Annotated in this window: 17 protein-coding genes and 1 tRNA gene; 7 read left to right on the forward strand and 11 right to left on the reverse strand. The window is 62.7% G+C overall.

Annotation, left to right across the window (positions count from 1 at the left end; genetic code table 11):
- Nucleotides 1-270 precede the first annotated feature (270 nt).
- The 3 genes from Mame_RS15130 (at nucleotide 271) to Mame_RS15140 (ending at nucleotide 3137) form a co-directional block, all read left to right on the forward strand.
- Complete coding sequence (locus Mame_RS15130) at nucleotides 271-2187, forward strand: mechanosensitive ion channel family protein (RefSeq protein WP_018066033.1); 1917 nt, start codon at nucleotides 271-273, stop codon at nucleotides 2185-2187.
- A 45-nt stretch (nucleotides 2188-2232) separates the two neighbouring features.
- Nucleotides 2233-2901 (forward strand): hypothetical protein, encoded by a 669-nt coding sequence (locus tag Mame_RS15135; RefSeq protein WP_018066032.1) that lies wholly within the window; start codon nucleotides 2233-2235, stop codon nucleotides 2899-2901.
- A gap of 161 nt (nucleotides 2902-3062) precedes the next feature.
- Nucleotides 3063-3137, forward strand: a tRNA-Asn gene (locus Mame_RS15140).
- Between the two features lie 339 nt (nucleotides 3138-3476).
- Here the strand turns inward: Mame_RS15140 and Mame_RS15145 are convergent.
- The 8 genes from Mame_RS15145 to Mame_RS15180 all read right to left on the reverse strand — a co-directional run bounded on the left by Mame_RS15145 (nucleotide 3477) and on the right by Mame_RS15180 (nucleotide 12554).
- Nucleotides 3477-4871, reverse strand: coding sequence for a M20 family metallopeptidase (locus Mame_RS15145; protein WP_018066031.1), 1395 nt, complete (start codon nucleotides 4869-4871; stop codon nucleotides 3477-3479).
- A gap of 133 nt (nucleotides 4872-5004) precedes the next feature.
- On the reverse strand, nucleotides 5005-6546 hold the full coding sequence (locus tag Mame_RS15150; RefSeq protein ID WP_018066030.1) for an ABC transporter substrate-binding protein: 1542 nt from the start codon (nucleotides 6544-6546) through the stop codon (nucleotides 5005-5007).
- A gap of 32 nt (nucleotides 6547-6578) precedes the next feature.
- Nucleotides 6579-7439: a serine hydrolase gene (locus Mame_RS15155; protein ID WP_018066029.1), complete on the reverse strand. Its 861-nt coding sequence runs from the start codon at nucleotides 7437-7439 to the stop codon at nucleotides 6579-6581.
- 1 nt (nucleotide 7440) lies between these two features.
- A complete protein-coding gene (locus Mame_RS15160) occupies nucleotides 7441-9066 on the reverse strand; it encodes an ABC transporter ATP-binding protein (protein WP_026173684.1) in 1626 nt (541 codons plus the stop codon).
- Nucleotides 9063-9881 (reverse strand): ABC transporter permease, encoded by an 819-nt coding sequence (locus tag Mame_RS15165; RefSeq protein WP_018066027.1) that lies wholly within the window; start codon nucleotides 9879-9881, stop codon nucleotides 9063-9065. The genes Mame_RS15160 and Mame_RS15165 overlap by 4 nt, the downstream gene beginning before the upstream one ends.
- On the reverse strand, nucleotides 9878-10822 hold the full coding sequence (locus Mame_RS15170) for an ABC transporter permease (RefSeq protein WP_018066026.1): 945 nt from the start codon (nucleotides 10820-10822) through the stop codon (nucleotides 9878-9880). The genes Mame_RS15165 and Mame_RS15170 overlap by 4 nt, the downstream gene beginning before the upstream one ends.
- 159 nt (nucleotides 10823-10981) lie before the next feature.
- Nucleotides 10982-11893 carry a LysR family transcriptional regulator gene (locus Mame_RS15175; protein WP_018066025.1) on the reverse strand — a complete coding sequence of 304 codons (912 nt, stop codon included), beginning with the start codon at nucleotides 11891-11893 and terminating at the stop codon, nucleotides 10982-10984.
- Nucleotides 11894-12005: 112 nt separating this feature from the next.
- A complete protein-coding gene (locus Mame_RS15180) occupies nucleotides 12006-12554 on the reverse strand; it encodes a helix-turn-helix transcriptional regulator (protein WP_018066024.1) in 549 nt (182 codons plus the stop codon).
- Between the two features lie 105 nt (nucleotides 12555-12659).
- Between Mame_RS15180 and Mame_RS15185 the strand changes: the two genes are divergently transcribed.
- Genes Mame_RS15185 through Mame_RS15195 form a run of 3 tightly spaced genes read left to right on the forward strand, consistent with a single transcriptional unit; the run spans nucleotide 12660 to nucleotide 15206 of the window.
- The gene (locus Mame_RS15185; RefSeq protein WP_026173682.1) at nucleotides 12660-13373 is read left to right on the forward strand and encodes a CoA transferase subunit A; all 714 of its coding nucleotides are present in this window, start codon (nucleotides 12660-12662) and stop codon (nucleotides 13371-13373) included.
- A complete protein-coding gene (locus Mame_RS15190) occupies nucleotides 13373-14038 on the forward strand; it encodes a 3-oxoacid CoA-transferase subunit B (RefSeq protein ID WP_018066022.1) in 666 nt (221 codons plus the stop codon). The genes Mame_RS15185 and Mame_RS15190 overlap by 1 nt, the downstream gene beginning before the upstream one ends.
- On the forward strand, nucleotides 14031-15206 hold the full coding sequence (locus tag Mame_RS15195) for an acetyl-CoA C-acetyltransferase (RefSeq protein WP_018066021.1): 1176 nt from the start codon (nucleotides 14031-14033) through the stop codon (nucleotides 15204-15206). The genes Mame_RS15190 and Mame_RS15195 overlap by 8 nt, the downstream gene beginning before the upstream one ends.
- Before the next feature lie 160 nt (nucleotides 15207-15366).
- Here the strand turns inward: Mame_RS15195 and Mame_RS26725 are convergent, their stop codons facing one another.
- The 3 genes from Mame_RS26725 to Mame_RS15205 form a co-directional block, all read right to left on the reverse strand.
- A complete protein-coding gene (locus tag Mame_RS26725) occupies nucleotides 15367-15507 on the reverse strand; it encodes a hypothetical protein (protein WP_018066020.1) in 141 nt (46 codons plus the stop codon).
- A 181-nt stretch (nucleotides 15508-15688) separates the two neighbouring features.
- Entirely contained in the window at nucleotides 15689-17020 is a 1332-nt protein-coding gene (gene dgt, locus Mame_RS15200) for a dGTP triphosphohydrolase (RefSeq protein WP_018066019.1), read from the reverse strand.
- 28 nt (nucleotides 17021-17048) lie between these two features.
- On the reverse strand, nucleotides 17049-17690 hold the full coding sequence (locus tag Mame_RS15205) for a J domain-containing protein (RefSeq protein WP_018066018.1): 642 nt from the start codon (nucleotides 17688-17690) through the stop codon (nucleotides 17049-17051).
- Nucleotides 17691-18072: 382 nt separating this feature from the next.
- On the opposite strand from Mame_RS15205, the gene Mame_RS15210 reads away from it, so the two are divergent.
- A complete protein-coding gene (locus tag Mame_RS15210) occupies nucleotides 18073-19308 on the forward strand; it encodes a quaternary amine ABC transporter ATP-binding protein (protein ID WP_018066017.1) in 1236 nt (411 codons plus the stop codon).
- Nucleotides 19309-19312 lie beyond the last annotated feature (4 nt).

A 19312-nucleotide genomic window follows, 5' to 3' on the forward strand; every position in this document is an offset into this window, starting at 1 on the left:
CATTGTCGATCGAAGGGTTGGCGCGGATTTAGAATGATTTATTTTGATTTGCAATAGCGCTGCCCGACGCAGCCTCATTTTATTTCGCGAACAGGCGCCGGAGGTCCGCTGGCGCAGCGGGACAGATTATCGCCGGCCCCGCCGAACGCCTGTTATTGGCAACGCCGGCAAAAAACGGCTCCGCAGGCTTAAAAGGCCGCGCGAATCGGGTAGTGTCACGAAGTCCGGATTCGGGATCGAAACGCCGGCGCGTCGCAATGGAGGGGACCAATGCCGACCATCTTCAATTCCGCCAGATTTTTTGCGGCGTGGTGCGTTTTCGCCCTTTTGACGGCGGCAGGTCTTCAGCTTGCGCCGGCCGCCGCCCAAGAAACTGACGACGAAAAAACCTCCTCCGAGCTGGTGCAGGAAATCTTCCAGGATGCCCAGGGAAATGCCGGCCTGAAGGCGCGTTATGAACGGCTGGTAACGAACCCGATTTCGCCGCCCGACACCCGCAGCCCTCGGGCAACGCTCGAAAGTTTCCTTGTGATCATGCAGACGGCCAGCGAACTCTGGCTTGAGGTGCGCGACAGCTATTTTGACGGCGAGACCTTCTTCATGACAAAAGCCCAGAGCGATCAGCTTGTTCTGGTGCAGTCGCTTCTGGAAAAGGCGGCGCGGACATTCGATCTCTCTGCGATACCTGCCGCTTCGCGGCAGCGCGCGAGCATCGAGACGGTGCTGCAGCTTCAGGAAATATTCGACCGGATCTATCTGCCGCCGGTGGAGGAAATACCGGGTCTTGCCGCGGGCGCGTTCGCGCTGTCGGATTCGGACGCACAAGCGCTGCCGGCAAAATGGATCATTCCCGGCACCAGCCTGACCATCGAACGGCAACGGGAAGGCCCGCGGGAGGGCGAATATCTTTTCACCCAGGGCACAATCAACCAGATTGACGACGATTACGAGGAGGTCAAGGCCCTGCCGATGATCGCCGACCTCGGCGAAGACCTCTACCAGTATTACATCTATACGCCAGGCAATCTGGTCGCGCCGCGCTGGTATGAGTTCATTCTCGATGGACCCTACTGGCTGCGCTACCAGTTCGGAAATCAGGCCTATTGGCAATGGATCGGGTTGGCGCTCATCGCCGTCGTGTCGGTGGTCGCGCTGGTCTGGTTCAGCCGCTGGAATGCACGGCGGGCGGTTCCGCTGGATCCCGCCAGGCGGCAGCTGCGCCGCGTTATCACGCCCTTGCTGATCATGGCCGCGGCAAACCTCATCCGCTTCCTGATCGAGGAGCAGATCAACATCACCGGCGACCTGCTCTATGTCTCCACCACCGCCCTGAGCGCCCTGATATGGACGGCCACGGCCTGGTTCACCTATCAGCTTCTGCAGACGCTCTATATGTGGACCATCCGCAATCCCGCCGTCAGCAATGCCTCGCTTGATGCCAGCCTGCTGCGCACCGGCTTCCAGGTCATGTCCTTCATCGTGGCGATCATCGTGCTCGGCTATGGCGCAACCCAGATCGGCATTCCGATCTACGGCGTCGTCGCCGGTCTCGGCGTCGGCGGCCTGGCGATCGCGCTCGCTGCCCAGCCGACGCTTGAAAACTTCATCAGCGGCGTGCTGCTCTACGCCGACCGGATCGTGCGGGTCGGCGACTTCTTCCAGTTCGACGATACCGCCGGCACGGTGGAGGAAATCGGGATCCGTTCGACGCGCATCCGCGCGCTCGACCGCACCCTCATCATCGTCGCCAATGCCGATCTGGTGAAGCGCAAGATCACCAATTACAGCCGACGCGACGTCTTCCTGTTCCGGCACAAGATCGGCCTCAGATACGAAACCGGCGCCGACACGCTGCACAACGTCATGGAGGATATCCGGACGCTGCTCGCATCCCATGAAAGCGTACTCGAATCGCCGAGGCGGGTCCGGCTCGTGGAATATGGCGATTCGGCCGTGCTGATCGATATCTACGCCAATATCTCGGCTACCGACATCAACGTCTTTCTGGAGGTGCAGGAGCAATTGCTGCTTTCGATTCGCGACATCGTCGAGCGCCACGGTTCCGGTTTTGCCTATCCCACCTCCACCGTCTATCTCGCCCAGGGCGATTACAAGGAACCCAAGCCGATCGCGGACGTTCCGACAAAAGAGAACGCCGGCGAGGCGCCGAAGGACGACGAGACCTAGCGCGTCGAAAAGGCGGATGTGCCCGGATAGGCCGCGGAGGTTGAAATGTGGGGCTGGGTCAACGAAAATGCGGCGGCGATCAGCGCGGTCGCAAGCGTCGCCACGCTTTTGATATGGGCGATCTACCTCCAGATGCTGTTCAGCGGCTTCCGCGAGGGACGGCGCGCGAAAATCCTGATCAATCGCGGCGGCAGCCCCACGCTCGATGGTCATTGCCTTGTGGCCAATATGAGCGCGAAGGCGATCTTCATCGACGCCGTGCTGCTCGATTTCAACGTGAAGACCGAGACAGGCCGCGAGCATTTCAGCTATTCGCTCAGCAACCTCACCTTCGATGACGACAGTGTCTCCGATCCGCGCGCAAAACTGTTCCAGGGACCATTGGATGCTGCCGAGCATCTCGACCTCGGCACGTTCCGCGCATTGATCGAAAAGATGTCGCCGCCGGATTTCGACCGCTTCGAGACGATTGAAGATATCAACATCACCATCGTGGCGACCTACACCTCGGAGGACCGGCCGGTCGCGGCCGAACGGGTTTTCGATATTGTCGGCGATCGCGACGAGTTGGTGGTGTCCCCGCGCCGCTATGCCGCGTCGCAATTGCGCAGCCAACGTCAGCGCCGCCGGATCGAGAGACTGATGCGCGATCTGCACCAATCGGAGCGTGGCGATGGCCGCAAAAAGACAGACGGCGTGGAGGCGCAGGCTTAACCGCTTTTGTGAGCCCGATCGGATATGCATCCAGGCGCGGGAAAACGGATCGCGCGCGGGTCACAAACTTCTTTGCTTTTTTTGTCGAAAAGGGCTTGGCAAATCGCCTCACCATTTGTATTAACCCGCTCACACCGCAGCGCCTCATACGGCGCACATGTTCCCTGGTAGCTCAGCGGTAGAGCACTCGACTGTTAATCGATAGGTCGTCGGTTCGAATCCGACCCGGGGAGCCACTTCACCATTTGATTGTCTGTACCGCCGTGAGAGTGTTCTTGCGGACGCGATCTTGTGCAAGCCCAAACGCCCTCTGCCGAGAGGCAGAAGGGCCAGAGGCCAACGCGGTATAGAGCTCAATTACGCGATCAATACAGCAGCCACAGCGCCGCGCCCCGACGACGCTCGCGGGGAGCGCGCCGGGGCGAATGAAGCGTCGACGGATTCGCTCTCAGCTCATTGGCGCAGCGCCGCGTGCGGTCAGTTTTGGGCCGACCTTGTCGCCAGATCACGCTTTAACCTATTGAATCTACGAATCGTTCTTTTCGAAAGTCGATTCTGCGCTTCGAACCGATGCGCTAGCGCTTGCCGGTTTTTTCTTTCCACTCGGCGCGCGCCTGTTCTATGAGCTCCGGATCGGTGGCGGCCTTGAGGCCGGTGGCGGCGATCGCCTTGGCAGCGTGGACGAAGGCCTTGTGGGCGGTCGGGCTCTTGCCCTGGGCGACCACCTGCCAGGTGTGGGGGTTGGTGCCGATCGCCCAGGCCGGCGTCCAGCATTGCGCGGTCGGAATAACCCAGCTGACATCGCCGACATCGGTCGAGCCGGCGCGGAAATGCGACTTGCCCTCAAAGACCCGCAGGCCCCGGTGAAGCGGCTGGCTTCCGTCGACCCGGCTGTTGGAAAACGCATCCTCCCGAACCTGATAGAGCCGGATGCTGCTGTCGATCGCCTCCTGTGAGAAGGTCGCCTGAATATCCCGCGCGAAAGCCTCGTCGGCCTCATCGAAGGGCACGGGGCCGAGCGCCGTCATCTGCTCGTGCATCGCGGTTTCGAGCGTGAGGTTGGGCAGCAGGCTGTTGGTCGCCTTGCCGAGTTCCAGTTCGACGCTGGTTTCCGTCATCATCGCAGCGCCTTCGGCGATCTTCTTCACCCGTTCGGCGAGCGCTCGCGCGCCCACGATTTCCGGAGCCCGGATCATGTAGCGGCCGGCCGCGCGCGCCTGCACGACATTGGCTGCCACGCCGCCGGTTTCGGTGATCGCGTAATGGATCCGGCAATCCGACGGCATGTGTTCACGCAGGAAATTGATGCCGATATTGGTGAGCTCCAGCGCATCGAGCGCGGAACGGCCGAGATGGGCGGCATTGGAGGCGTGGGCGGCCACGCCCTTGAAACGGATATCATATTCGATCACGGCGAGATTGTTGGTGGAGCGCACGCCGTTGAAGGGCGCCGGATGCCAGGTCAGCGCAAGGTCGACATCATTGAACACGCCGGCCTCGACCATGATCGTCTTGGCGCCGCCGCCCTCCTCCGCCGGGCAGCCATAATAGCGCACGGTGGCCGCAATGCCGTTCTTTTCCAGATGACGGGCAAGACCCACGGCCGCCAGAAGCGAGCCCGCGCCAAGCAGGTTGTGGCCGCAGCCATGGCCGCTTGCGCCCGGATTGTCGGACTTCTCCTCGGCAATGCCGGCGACCTGGTTCATGCCGGCCAGCGCGTCGAATTCGCCGAGGATCGCGATCACCGGCCCGCCGATGCTATATTCGCCGCAAAAGGCGGTCTCGATACCGGCAACGCCGCGCGTGACGGAAAACCCGTATTTCTCTAGCAGCGCCGTCTGGAGCTTCGCCGATTCGAATTCCTCGAATTTCAGTTCGGCAAGCTCCCATATCCGGTCGGAGAGTTCGATGAATTCCGGCTTCAATGCCTCGATTTCATTCGCGAGTTGATCAATCGCCTGCTGCGTCATGGGAAGGTCCTGTTTGCTGCCGTGGCAGCGGGTCTGGGGTCATGAAAAGTCGCGCGGCCCATGTCGACGGGCCGCGGGATAAGGGGTCTTGAGGAGAAACCCCGCGCCGCGGGAGCAGCGCGGCGATAGCCGGTCAGTCGACCGAGACTTCCCATACGCGGGGATTGCCCTGCCATACGGGCGCGCCTTCGAGGCTCGCTGTCGCGGCCCAGATGTCGACCATGTCGTACATGAACAGGCCCGGCATATCCTCGAGCATCAGCGTGTGGAAATCATCGAAGATCTGCTGGCGCTTGGCCTGATCGGTTTCGCGATAGGCGGCGTCGAGCAGTTCGATGGCCTCCGGATTTTCCCACATCAGCGAGGTGTTCTCGTCCTTGTCGCCGACATAGAAGCTCATCATCAGCGCCGGATCGAGACGTGGCGAAACCGACTGCGAGATCACCTGGTAATTGCCCGACCGGCGGCGCTCCACCTGGGTGGCGTAGTCGAGCACCTCGATCTGCACGTTGAGGCCGGCCTGCTGCATCATCGCCTGGGCGATAATTGCGGCCGGATAGCTCGGCACATTGCCGCGGCGGTTGGCGATGATGGAGATCGGCTCGCCGTTATAGCCGGCGTCCTTCAGCTCCTTCTTCGCCGCCTCGATATCGTAAGGCAGGCACTCTTCCTGGGTCTCGCTGTAATAGATCGAGTTGGTCGCGATCATCGAGCAGTTGGGCGTGCCGGTTCCGTTGGAGGCGGCGGCGACAAGCTGCGGCAGGTCGAGCGCCATGGCCATGGCGCGGCGGACGCCGGGATTGGAAAGGACCGGATCGCGGGTCTGCATGTAGAACAGGTTCTTGCCGTTGTTGACGGCGACGATCAGCTTGCTGTCATCGCGGTCCTCGAATTCCGGCATCAGGTCCGGCGAGACTTCGGCAAGATCGAGCGCGCCGGACTGGATGCCGGCCTTCACCGTCGAGGCGTCGGGAACCACCATGAACTTGACGCCGTCGACGAGCGGGTCCTTGGCCCCGACCGTGCCATCCGGCTTGCCGTCGTTCGGCGGCGAGACATAGGCGTCATTCTTGGCGAGATGGACGTATTCGCCCTTCTTCCACTCGTCCCACTTGAACGGGCCCGTGCCGATCGGTGCTGCAAAGCTGCCGTCTTCGCCCACGGATTTCGGCGAGATGATGCCGGTGAAGCCGCATTCCGGGCGGGCCATGAGGCCGAGGAAGACCGCCGACGGCTCGGCAATCGTCATCGTGACGGTGGCATCATCGACTTTCTCGACGCCGGTCAGCTTGACCACGCGGCTGCCGTCGAAATCCGGCAGGCAGCGCCACTTGCTGTCGGCGTCCATGTAGCGGTTCATGGACCAGACCACGTCGTCGGCGGTCATCTTGTCGCCATTGTGGAAGGTGACGTCATCGCGCAGCGTGAAGGTGTAGGTCAGCCCGTCATCCGACATCGCGACGGATTTGGCGAGAAGCGGCTTGACCGCGCCGTCCTCGGTATAGCCGACGAGACCTTCGAGAATGTGCATCATGATCGCGTCGGTATTGCCGTCGCGGTTGACGCCCGGATCGTTGGAGCGCAGGTCGGAGGAGAGTGCGACGACGATATCGCGCGCCGCCGCGGTCTGGGTGAGCGCCGCCAGCATCACGCCGGCAAGGAGTAGTTTCTTCATGTTTATCCCTCTTTGGTTCTGTTTTCAGGCCTTCAAAGTCCGGTGAAACAGGCGCGGGCGAGCCGGCCGATCGTCTCGAGTGCCACCGTGTAGCCGGGAAGCCCGTCCGGCATGGTGAGCGGTACCCCGTCCGTGTAGGCGGCGAGGATGAAAAGCGGCGCACCGTCGCGATAGACGATGCCCGCATCCATGCGCCCGCGCTTTCCCCTTCCGCCCTTGCTGGCGATCACGGTATCGAAGGGAAGGCGCGAATGAATGCCGTAGCGCAGCACCTGCGATTTCAGCATTGTCAGCGCGAAGGCGGAGAGATCCTGCGAAATGCCGAGCTTGGCCGAGGCATCGGCGTCCGTCTGGGCGGCAAGGAGCGTGTCGAGCAGCATCACCTGGTCGGCCGCCGTCGTCACCGTCACCGCTTCGAGCGGATGGTCATGCGGCAGCGCGATCGGCGGGATCAGGAAGCGGTGATGGGTGCCGGTCATGCCGATTGCCGCGCAATAGGCCTGAACCTCCTCCAGCGTCAGCCGCTCGAACACCATATGGGTGCAGACATTGTCGGAAAGCGTGATCATGCCGGCGATCGCGTCGCGCAACGACAGCACCATGCCGGGCGTCATGTGGCGCAACACGCCGCTTGCCACCTGCTCGGCGTGGCGCGGCTCGTAGACGATCTTCTCCTCGAAGCTCAGCCGCCCCTCCCCGATCGCCTTCAGCGCCGCCATCATGATCGAGATCTTGCGGGTCGAGGCCGACGGCGTTTCCTCGGTCGCGCCGCGCTCGATGGTTTCGCCGGTCACAAGGTTCTTGACCTTGAAGCGGACGGTGAAGTCCTGCGCATCGCAGATCCTCGCGAGTTCGGCCGCCGTCGATGCCGTTTTTTCGGTTCGTTGAGTCATATCACTCCTCCAGCCGCCATTTGAGTTTCACGCCGCCGGTCTCGTTGAAGTCGAGCGCGGGAATGGCCGAAAGCAGCCGCTGCGTATAGGCATGCTGCGGACGGTCGAAGATATCGTCGCGCGGACCTTCCTCGACGATTCTGCCGTGCTGCATCACGATCACCCGGTCGGCGATCTGCTCGACCACGGAAAGGTCGTGGCTGATGAACAGGCAGGAAAAGCCGTGCTTCTTCTGCAGGTCGGCGAACAGCGCCAGTACCTGCGCCCTGACCGTCACATCAAGCGCGGACACCGGCTCGTCGGCGATCAGCAGTTTCGGCTCGCGCACCACGGCGCGGGCGATTGCCACGCGCTGGCGCTGGCCGCCGGAAAGTTCGTGCGGCAGCCGTTCGGCGAATGCGCCGGGCAGGCCCACCTCGGCAAGCGTCGCGAGCGCCCGCCTGCGCCGCTCGGCGGCGCTCAGCCCCGGCATCGTGCGCAGCGCCTCTTCGACCAGCTTGACGATCGTCATGCGCGGGTCGAGCGACGAATACGGGTCCTGGAACACCATCTGGCAGTTCTGCCGATAGTGCGCCCAGTCCCCTTCCCGCGGCTTGCCGTTGAACAGGATATCGCCCGACGTCTGGTGAATCAGCCCGGCAATGGTGCGCCCGAGCGTGGTCTTGCCGGAGCCCGAACCGCCGACCAGCGCCACCACCTCGCCCTGGCGGATCGTCACCGAAACGCCATGGAGGGCGCGCTTGGCCTGGCCCTTGCGAAACAGCGCGCCGGCCTTGTGATAGTCGACGATCACGTTTTCGACGGACAGCACCGGCGTATCGTCCGGACGGAATGTCCGGGTTTCGCCGCGTCCCGGCAGCGATGACAACAGCTTGCGGGTATAGACATGCTGCGGGTTTGTCAGAATATCGTCCGTGGTGCCGCTTTCGACAACGACGCCCTTTTCCATCACCGCGATGCGGCTGGTATAGCGCGCCACCATCGGCAGGTCGTGGCTGATCAGCAGCACCGCCGTGCCTTCGGCGCGGGTGAGTTCCACCATCAGCTCCATCACGTCACGCTGGATCACTGCGTCAAGCGCCGTGGTCGGTTCGTCGGCGATGAGCAGCGCCGGCTTCAGCAGCATCACCGAGGCGAGCATGATGCGCTGGCGCATGCCGCCGGAAAACTCGTGCGGATAGGCCGACAGCGCCCCCTTCGGATCGACGATGCCGACCCTTTCCAGCATGGCGAGGATCGCGTCCCGGCGCTTCTCACGGGTAAGCCCGGTGTGGAGCTTCAGCCCCTCCTCCAACTGCCGGCCGATGAGCATCGACGGGTTGAGCGAGGTCATCGGCTCCTGGAACACCATGCCGATCCGCGCGCCGCGCAGCGATCTCAGATCGCGCGGGCTCATGGTCAGCGTGTCGCGCCCCTCGAACACGGTCTCACCGCTTGTCGGCGTGATCCCGGCGGGCAGAAGCGACATCAGCGCGCGGGTCGCCAGCGTCTTGCCGGAGCCGGATTCGCCGACAATGCCGAAGATCTCGCCGGGGCGGACATCGAAGGAGACATTATCGACGAGCTTGACGCCATTGCCGAGGGAGAGCGTCAGGTCGCGGACGGAAAGGAGAATATCCCTCATCATTTCAGCCCCCTCATGCGCGGGTCGAGCCGGTCGCGCAAAGCGTCGCCCAGAAGATTGATGCCGAGCAGCGTGAGCGCGATGCAGAGGCCGGGGAAAACGCCGAGCCATACGGCCTGCTCGATGAACGGCCGGCCGGCGGCCAGCATGTTGCCCCAGGTGGGTGCGGGCGGCGGCACGCCGAGGCCGAGGAAGGAGAGCGCGCTTTCCGACAGGATCGCCCAGCCGAACATGGTGGTCGCCAGCACCGACATCGGCGCCAGGCAATTGGGCAGGATATGTCGGAACACCGTGTAGAACTCGCTGTTGCCCATCAGCTTCGAGGCTTCGATGAACTCGGCTTCGCGCAGCGTCATCACCACGCCGCGCACCAGACGCGCCATCGATGGCGTATAGGCGATACCGAGCGCGAAAATGATGCCGTACTGATTGGCGCCAAAAACGGCGAGCAGGCCAAGCGCCAGCAGGATGCCGGGAAAGGCGAGCAACGCATTGTTGACGGCCATGATCAGACCGTCTGTCAGCCCCCGCGTATAGCCGCTGACAAGGCCGATCAGCGTGCCCATGACAATGGTGAAGGTTACCGTCAGCGTGCCGATCCACACACTCGCGCCGGCGCCGACCATGATCCGGCTCAACACGTCGCGGCCGAATTCGTCGGTCCCCATCCAGTGGGCCAGGCTCGGCGGCTTCAGCCGGGCGACGAAATCGAGCTTCAGCGGATCATAGGGCGTCCAGAACGCGCCGAGCAGGGCGACAACGAGCAGGAGACCGATCAGGAAACCGCCGATCACGGCATTATAGGAAAGTTTTCTCATTGTGCCGTCACCCGGGGATCGAACAGCGGATAGAACAGGTCGATGATCAGATTGACGACGACATAGGAGAGCGCGACGAACAGCAGGCAGCCCTGGATAACCGGGTAATCCCGCTGGAAGATGCTGTCGACCATCAGCCGGCCGAGGCCCGGGATCGAGAACACGGTCTCGATCACCGCGATGCCGCCCAAGAGATTGCCGAGGATGAGGCCGATCATCGTCCAGGTCGGGCCGAAGGCATTCTTGAAGGCGTGACGCCACAACACCGCCATTTCGGAAAGCCCCTTGGCGCGGGCATGGGTGATGTAATCGAGCCGCAGCACTTCCAGCGTCGAGGCGCGGGACATGCGCAGCAGCACGCCCATTTCATGCATGACGAGTGTGGCCACCGGCAGGATGATATAGATCAGCCCCTCGGTGAGATTGTCGCGCAGCGACACGTAGCCGAGCACCGGAAGCCAGCCGAGCTCAAGCCCGAACAACAAAAGCAGCAGAAGGCCGAGCCAGAAGGTCGGGATCGAAAGAAGCAGCGTCGCCGTACCGACAAGGGCAAGGTCCGTCACCGAGTTCTGCCGCCATGCCGCTATGATGCCGGCGGGCACGGCCAGAATGGCGGCCAGCACCACCGCGATCAGCACGATCTCGCCGCTGATGACAAAGCGCGCGGCGACCAGCGGCAGCACCGGTTCGTCATTGATGATCGAGCGGCCAAGATCGCCCGAGAGCGCGTTTTCGCTCCAGATCAGGAATTGCCGCGGCAGCGACTTGTCGAGACCGAGCTCGGTCTCCAATTGGGCGATCTGCCGGTCATCGGCCATGTCGCCGAGCAACAGTTCGGCCGGATTGCCGGGAATGAGACGGATCAGGCCGAACACCGTGATCGATACGATGATCACCGTCGGTATCGCCATCGCGACGCGATGGAGGAAAAATCTCAGCATCAGAACCCCTCTGAGCCCCGCACTTCAGGCGGCAGGTTGTTTATTGACGAAAGTATGACGAAGCGGAAAAGACACCGCAACACTATGATATTTTTCATAGGGATATGCAGTCGCGCTTACCGGCCAAGGACATGATGGCTAGAGAGAACCGGCAGCGGGTTAAGCCTGATCGTCCATCTGGGAGCGTTCGATCTGGCGCTTCAGCGCCGCCATCAGGCCCTTGGCGGCAAGCGACATCGGCACGCCCTCTGCGGTCGCAATCCCGAAGCGCTGCGTGAGTTTCGGCTCGAACGGCCGTTGCACAACGGGGAGATGCTTGTAGAGATTGGCGTAGAAACTGCTCGCAAGCGCGATCCCGAGCCCCTCGGCGGCATAGGCACAGGCGGAGGAATTGGAATGCGTTTCGATGCGCACGTCGGCACGCACGGCCTCGTTCTGCAACAGCCGGTCGAGCATCACCCGATGGGCGCGCAGCCGGCCGAGCATGATCAGCGGCTCGCCGCGCAGGTCCTCCGGCCGGATGACATCGCGCGCGGCCAGCCGGTGGTCGCGGTGCATGACGGCGACGCTTCGCCCCTCGGCGACGATCTCGAGGCGGATGCCCGGACTGATCTCGCCCTCGTGACGCAGAAAGCCGAAATCGATCACCCGCTGATCGATCATCCGCTGGATGGTCATGGTTGTCTCGAAAAAGGTCTCGACCCTGACGCCGGGAAAACCTTCGCGATAATCCTTCAGCATCGCGGGCGCGAAATTCTCCCACATGCTGCTCGGCAGCCCGATGCGCACCGCCTCGGTTTCAGACGCGCCGGTGCGGATTTCATCGGCAAGCTGGCTGAAACGCGCCAGGTTCAGCAAAACGGTCTTCGCCTCGGCCTCCAGTGTGCGCGCCTCCGGCGTCGGCACCAGCCTTCCCTTGACGCGCTGGAACAGCGTCAGGTCGAGATCGGATTCCAGTTGCTGGACGAGACGGCTGACGCCCGACTGGCTGAGCCCGGTGCTCTTGGCCGCCCCCATCGTCGAGCCCGTCGACAGCACCGCGCGGAAAACTTCGAGCTGCTTGATGTTCATGCGATTTCTTCTCTGCGCGTTGATCTCGCTCTGACAGCTACGATATTCTCGTAGCCCTGTCATGTGACGGCATGGGCGAAAAGCCGTGCCGGGTCCCGGCGCCGGAAACGACTTACGGCCGATTTTCCTCGCTGTTGAGGAACCACGCGATCAGTTCGGAACTGTTGCGCACGCCGATCGCGCGCGCCAGCCGCAGACGGTGCGCCTCTATGGTTCTGCGCGACAGGTTGAGTTCATCCGCGATCGCGGCGTTGGTCTTGCCCTGGGCGACCAGCGCCAGGATCTGGCGCTGTCGGCCGGTCAGGGTTTTCGTGGCCGCGCTCGTCGGCCGGCTCATCGGCTCGAAGCAGTAAACCGCCGCGGCGAACGGGTCTGCGGCATCGAAGGAGCGCCCCCTGACGCGGCACCAGAAACGCCGTCCCCCGGTATCGGCCATGATCCGCTCGTCATAGTAGACGGCGCCGCCGGGAAGATGATCGCGCCACATTTTCCCGGTGCGCACGAAATCCTCGAGCGCGGGGTAGAGCCGGGCGAAGCTCTGGTTGATCAGCGCCTCGCGTTCATAGCCGAAGACCGCCGCGAACTCGCTGTTGCAATCCCGGATGACCCGATGCGTGGCGAACACGAGCGGCACGGGCAGTTGCGGCAATGTGAAGGTCAAGGGCGACGCCGAAGTTCGATCCATGCAGTATAAATACGACTAACGCCGGAGAGATGACAAGATTTATCGTCATATTCGCGGACGGAAATCCGAATGGAGGAGACGATGAGAAAAGTATTCGCGTCGGCGACAGAAGCCCTGGCCGGGCAGTTGCGCGACGATATGGTGATCATGTCGGGAGGCTTCGGCCTTTGCGGCATTCCCGAAGCGCTGATCGAAGCCGTGGAGCTTTCCGGCGCGCGCAATCTGACGGTGATTTCGAACAATGCCGGTGTCGACGGCATCGGCCTTGGTCGGCTTCTTGAAACCCGGCAGATCAGCAAAATGATCTCGTCCTATGTCGGCGAGAACAAGCTGTTCGCCGAGCAGTATCTTGCGGGCGACCTCGAGCTCGAATTCAACCCGCAGGGCACGCTCGCCGAACGCATCCGCGCCGGCGGCGCTGGCATTGCGGCATTCTACACCAAGACCGGCGTCGGAACCGTGATTGCCGAGGGCAAGGAAGTCCGCAGCTTCAACGGCGAGGACTATGTCATGGAGACCGGGCTTGTCGCCGATATCAGCCTGGTCCACGCCTTCAAGGGCGATACCGAGGGCAATCTGGTCTATCGCAAGACCGCCCGCAACTTCAATCCGGACATGGCCACGGCAGCGCGGATGACCTTTGCCGAGGTGGAGCATCTGGTGCAGCCCGGCGAGATCGATCCCGATCACATTCACACGCCCGGCATCTTCGTGTCGCGCATCGTCCACGTCCCGAATCCGGTCAAGCACATCGAAAAGCGCACAACGCGCGAAGCCCGGCGGGAGGAAGCATAATGGCCTGGACACGCGAACAGATGGCGGCCCGTGCGGCCCGCGAACTGCAGGACGGCTTCTACGTCAATCTCGGCATCGGCATCCCCACGCTCGTCGCCAACTATATTCCGGAAAACATGGACATCCGGCTGCAAAGCGAAAACGGCATGCTGGGCATGGGCCCCTTCCCGTTCGAGGGCGAGGAGGACCCCGACCTGATCAATGCCGGCAAGCAGACGATCACCTCTTTGCCCGAAACCAGCTTTTTCTCCAGTTCGGAGAGTTTCTCGATGATCCGCGGCGGCCATATCGATCTGTCGATTCTCGGCGCGATGCAGGTTGCGGAGAATGGCGACCTCGCCAACTGGATGATCCCCGGCAAGATGGTCAAGGGCATGGGCGGCGCGATGGACCTTGTCGCCGGCGTCAAGCGCGTCGTGGTGGTGATGGAACATGAGGCGAAGGGAACGCCCAAGCTCCTGAAGGAATGTACCCTGCCCCTGACCGGCAAGCGCGTCGCCGATATGGTGATCACAGATCTCGGGGTCTTCACCCTCACCCGGCACGGCGAGCCGAAAATGGTTCTGACGGAACTGGCCGATGGCGTCACCCTCGACGAGATCACCGCCAAGACGGAAGCCCGCTTCACCGTCGCGCTTGAAAAGGAGGGCGCAAGCCATGCATGACATCGTCATTGTAGCGGCGGCCCGCACGGCCATCGGCGCCTTCATGAAAGGCCTTGCCGCCATGCCCGCGCACGAGCTGGGCAGCATCGCGATCACTGAGGCCCTGTCGCGCTGCGGCGTGAGCCCCGCCGAAGTCGATGAGATCATTCTCGGCCAGGTGCTCACCGCGGGCGCCGGGCAGAACCCGGCCCGGCAGGCGGCCATGAAGGCCGGCATTCCCGACACTTCAACGGCATTCGGCATCAATCAGGTCTGCGGTTCCGGCCTGCGCGCCGTCGCTCTGGGCATGCAGCAGATCGCTCTCGGCGACGCCCGCGTTATTGTTGCCGGTGGCCAGGAATCGATGTCGCTTTCCGCCCATTGCGCGCATCTGCGCGGCGGCGTGAAGATGGGCAATGCATCGCTGGTCGACACCATGGTCTCCGATGGGCTGACCGATGCATTTGGCGGCATGCAAATGGGCATCACCGCGGAAAACGTCGCCAGAGAATACGGGATCGACCGCGCCGCGCAGGACGCCTTTGCTGTCGCAAGCCATCGCAAGGCCGCGGCCGCGCAACAGGCCGGCCGGTTTGCCGAGGAAATCGTTCCCGTCACCGTTCGCGCCCGCAAGACCGAAACGGTGATCGACACCGACGAACAGATCCGCGCCGATGCCAGCGAAGAAGGACTTGCCGCCCTTCGCCCGGCGTTCGAAAAGGATGGCACCGTCACCGCCGGCAATGCCTCGGGTCTCAATGACGGCGCGGCGGCGCTGGTGCTGATGCATGCGGATGAGGCCGCAAGGCGCGGCCTTGCGCCGCTGGCGCGGATCGCGTCCTGGGCAACGGCCGGGGTCGATCCGGCGATCATGGGCATTGCGCCCGTCTCAGCCTCGCGCAAGGCGCTGGAAAAGGCGGGCTGGTCGGCCGCCGACCTCGATCTGGTGGAGGCCAATGAAGCATTCGCGGCCCAGGCCTGCGCCGTCAACGCGCAGATGGGCTGGGACCCGGACAAGGTCAACGTCAATGGCGGCGCGATCGCGCTTGGTCATCCGATCGGCGCATCGGGCGCGCGTGTTCTGGTGACGCTGCTTCACGAGCTGAAACGCCGCGATGGCCGCAAGGGCCTGGCCACGCTATGCATCGGCGGCGGCATGGGCGTCGCGCTATGCGTGGAACGTCCCTGAAGCGCGACCTTCCTAGGTCACGGTGAAACAAACCGGCCCATCCCTGCCCGACAATACGGGCGGAGATGGGCCTGTGTCCTCGCCGACGTCCGGACGAAAGCCGGCACAGAAGAGAACAGGGCAGATCGACGCGAAGCCGCCCTGCCCGACAAAGTTCAAATCAGCGGAAGCTGTCGGGAAAACGACGGCGGGCTTCGGCGCGCAGCTCATTGTAATCATTGTAGACATCGCCGAGGCCGCGCATGAAGCGGACCAAGGGGTTGTGCTGGTTTCTGGCTTCATTCTTGCGGGTGGTGTTCATCTTCAGATCCTCGTCTTGGCGTTGATGACACCAACATAGTGATTTATCGTCGGCGCGGTATGGGGTGCGACGCAGCCCAGCCTTGCACTGAGGTGTTGGCTTACGAAGAATACGGCGCTCTCACTTATTGAACTACGCATCGTGCTTTCCCAAAATCGATTTCGATTTTCGGGCCAATGCGTTAGCGCGAGATCATCTCCGCGATCTTCACGGCATAGCGGTCGGTCATGCCGGAGACGTAATCGGCGAGCGCATGAAGCGCGCTGTAGGGATCGCGGGCGTGGCGCAGGTCGATGCCCAGCGCGCGCTGCAATTGCCGGGGATAGCCGTCGAGCCCGTCGGCCTGCCAGCCGGCAGCGGCAAGCGCCTCGATCACCGGCAGGATGCCGTCGAGAATGCGATGGACGAGGTTGCGGCCCATGACCTCGAGTTCGGTCTTGCGCGGCGAGGTGAAGATGCGCTCATTCGCCAGACTTTCGATCGCGGCGAAGTGTTCCGCCTGGGCCGAGGCGCTGACAAGCGCGCCGGCAAACCTGCCGCCCATGATCGCATCATAGTTCTCGGCAAAGGCGGCGCTGCATGCCTCGAAGGCCTTGTGGATCGCGACCGCCCGCAAGACGGCGATCTTTTCGGCCAGACTGTCGCCGCGATCGTCCTTCGGCGAAAAGCCAGCAATCTCGGACAGAAGCGGCGCGACATCGCCATAGCCGAGATCGCCGGTGGTGAAGGCATCCTCGAGATCGAGAATATTGTAGCAGATATCATCGGCCGCCTCGACCAGGAGCACCAGCGGATGACGCCGCCACCAGGTCGCCGTGGCGTCGCCCGCGATCAGGCCGGTCCGCGCGGCGACGGTCTCAAGCTCGGCCCTCTCGCTTTCGAACACGCCGAACTTCTTCAGCCCGCCATCATGGACGGCGATCGACTTTCGCACCCGCGCCGTCACCGGATATTTGATGAACGCGCCGAGCGTGCCGTGCGTCAGCCGCATGCCGCCGGGCCGGTTCATCTCCAGCCGGGTGAGGATGCGGAAGCCCTGCGCATTACCCTCGAATGCCTCGAACTCCTCGGCAAAACAGGCGTCGCGGTCGCAAAACAGCCCCTCGCCCCGGTCGAAGCGTTCGGCAAACCACGCGCCGATCGCCGCCTCGCCGGAATGGCCGAAGGGCGGATTGCCGATATCGTGGGCAAGACAGGCCGCATGCACGAGCCCGGCGACGATTGCCTGTCCGCCTTTGGCAATCTTGCCTTCCTCCTCAAGCCAGTAACCGACCTCCAGCCCAAGCGAGCGCCCGACGCTCGCGGTCTCCACGCTGTGGATCAGGCGGTGATGGATATGGTCGTGATCGTAGAGCGGGTGGACCTGGGTCTTGTTGGCCAGCCTTCGGAACGGCGCGGAAAACGTGATCCGGTCAGCATCCTGATCAAAGGCCGGTCGGCGGGGCGAGGCCTTGCGGTCGGGACGGTAGAGAGGTTCCAGGTCGAGCAGGCGCGACCATTCCATTTCAGCCATTTCGTCATCCCCCGCCGCTCGGAAACCGCTATTCGGCAGCCTTGCCTTGCGCTGTCTTGTCTTCCAGATGTTTCTCGGCAGGGCTATCCGCTTCGCCGTCATGCTCCAGTTCATAGGCATAGCCCTCAAGCATCACATAGGCCTGCTCGATTGCCTCGATCTGGGTTTCGGCGTTGCGGATCGCCTCCGCGATCGATTCGCTGCGCGCCCGCAGCATGGAGCCAAGCACGTCGGAATTGCCCTTGTCGCTCTTGCGCCGGGCGAGCCTCGCAAGGTGCTTGCGCACGCGAGCGCGATGGCGCTCAAGCTCCAGAATATGGAAGCGGCTCTTCAGGATGTCGTCGGAAAGCTTGCGCCGCATCGCCGCAACCGGATCGAAACTGCCCGGCTCGCGCTCATCTAGGATCATCTCGTTGACCAGCGGCTCGAGCAGCAGCACGCCTTTCAGGTCCTTGGCATCGGCAAGCTCCGGGTCATAGCCGGTGTCGTCATAGACCTTGCGCCGCACCGGGTCCTTCAGCAGATCATAGGACGCCTGAAGACGGGCGAACCGTTCGCCGTCACCGCCGCTGTCGGGATGCGCTTCCTTGGCCAGCCGCCGGTAGGCCGCGCGCACGGTCTCGCTATCGCAATCGCGATCTATGCCCAGCACTTCATAGGGGTCGATCAAGCCGTCACCCGTTTCATCCCGTTAAACAACGCCTCATGGACTAGCGCGCCCGCCCCCGCTGTTCAAGGTGAAAGAGGGTTGAAATGCGCGTAGATCACGCGCCGCGCGATCAATCCGGACAGTTTTCCCCCGAGGGCACTTTGTGGCCGCAAATTTGACATTCGGGCGTCCAAATTCTACACATCAGCCGTGCCGTCGACGAACGCCGTCTTCGGCAAGCCTCCTTTATTGCTTATTTGGAGGCCTTAGCGACGCCGCCTGAGGCTTCGCATGCCCGCCCCCATGCGGGATCATCGTCCGCACGCACACCCCGCGTTTTAACGCGTGCAAGCGCTGGCACAAAGCGCTGGACAATCCGACGTCCGCCGGAGAAGGAACAAGTATGAGCGTCAAACTGACCGCTAAGAACGTGTCGAAACTGTTCAATGATGACGATGGCGAAGGCGCGCGACGCCTCGCTGCTGGCGAAAGCAAGGAAGATATCTTCAAGGCAACCGGCGTCACTGTCGGGATCGACAATGTCAGTTTCGACGTCAACGAGGGTGAAATCTTCGTGATCATGGGCCTGTCCGGCTCCGGAAAATCGACGATCGTTCGCACGCTCAACGGCCTGATCCCGCCGACCTCCGGCCAGATCATCATCGACAATGTCGACGTCGCCTCCTGCGACAAGGAAACGCTACGCGAAGTCAGGCGTAAGAAAATCACCATGGTTTTCCAGCACTTCGCGCTGTTTCCTCACAAGACGATTATAGACAATGTCGCCTTCGGACTGAAGCTCAAGGGCATGGGCAAGGAAGAACGCCACGAACTGGCGCGCGCCTCGCTCGCCAAGGTCGGGCTCGAGGCCTATGCCAACAGCTATCCGAGCCAGCTTTCCGGCGGCATGCAGCAGCGCGTCGGCCTTGCCCGCGGCCTTGCCAATGATCCTGAAATCCTGCTGATGGACGAACCCTTCGGCGCGCTCGACCCGCTGATCCGTCGCGAAATGCAGGACGAGCTGATCGTTCTTCAAAAAGAGTTGAAGAAGACCATCATCTTCATCACCCACGATCTCAACGAGGCGATGATCCTCGGCGACCGGATCGCGATCATGAAGGACGGCGCCTTCGTGCAGGTCGGCACGGCGCAGGAGATCGTCTCCGAGCCCGCCGACGACTATGTCCGCGCCTTCGTCTCCGACATCGACCGCAGCCGGGTCTTCAAGGTCTCCGACATTTCCCGCGATGCCGCATGGGTAAAGGTCGATTCGACCACGGCCGATGCGCTCGGCGTGATGGACAAAGCCAAATCCGATTTCGCCTATGTCGTCGAAAGGGGCGTGCCGGTCGGCCTTCTGATGCGCTCCGACGCGATGGAGGCCCAGCGCACGGCCCCCGTCCGCGACGTCATGTATGCCGAACCGCCGACAGTCTCTGAGGAATCCTACCTGAACGAGGTCTATGGCGCGGCCCAGGCCGGCGTGCCGATGGCCGTGACCGATGACGACGGCAAGCTTGTCGGCGTCGTCGATCAGGAAGCGATCTTCGAACAGCTCGCCTCCGAGACGGAGGAGCCCCCTCCCCAACTCGCCCAGGAAGAAGCCAAGAAGCAGGCCGGCCAGCCGGCCAGCGAATAAGTCG

The sequence above is a fragment of the Martelella mediterranea DSM 17316 genome (assembly GCF_002043005.1).
Classification (GTDB): Bacteria; Pseudomonadota; Alphaproteobacteria; order Rhizobiales; family Rhizobiaceae; genus Martelella; species Martelella mediterranea.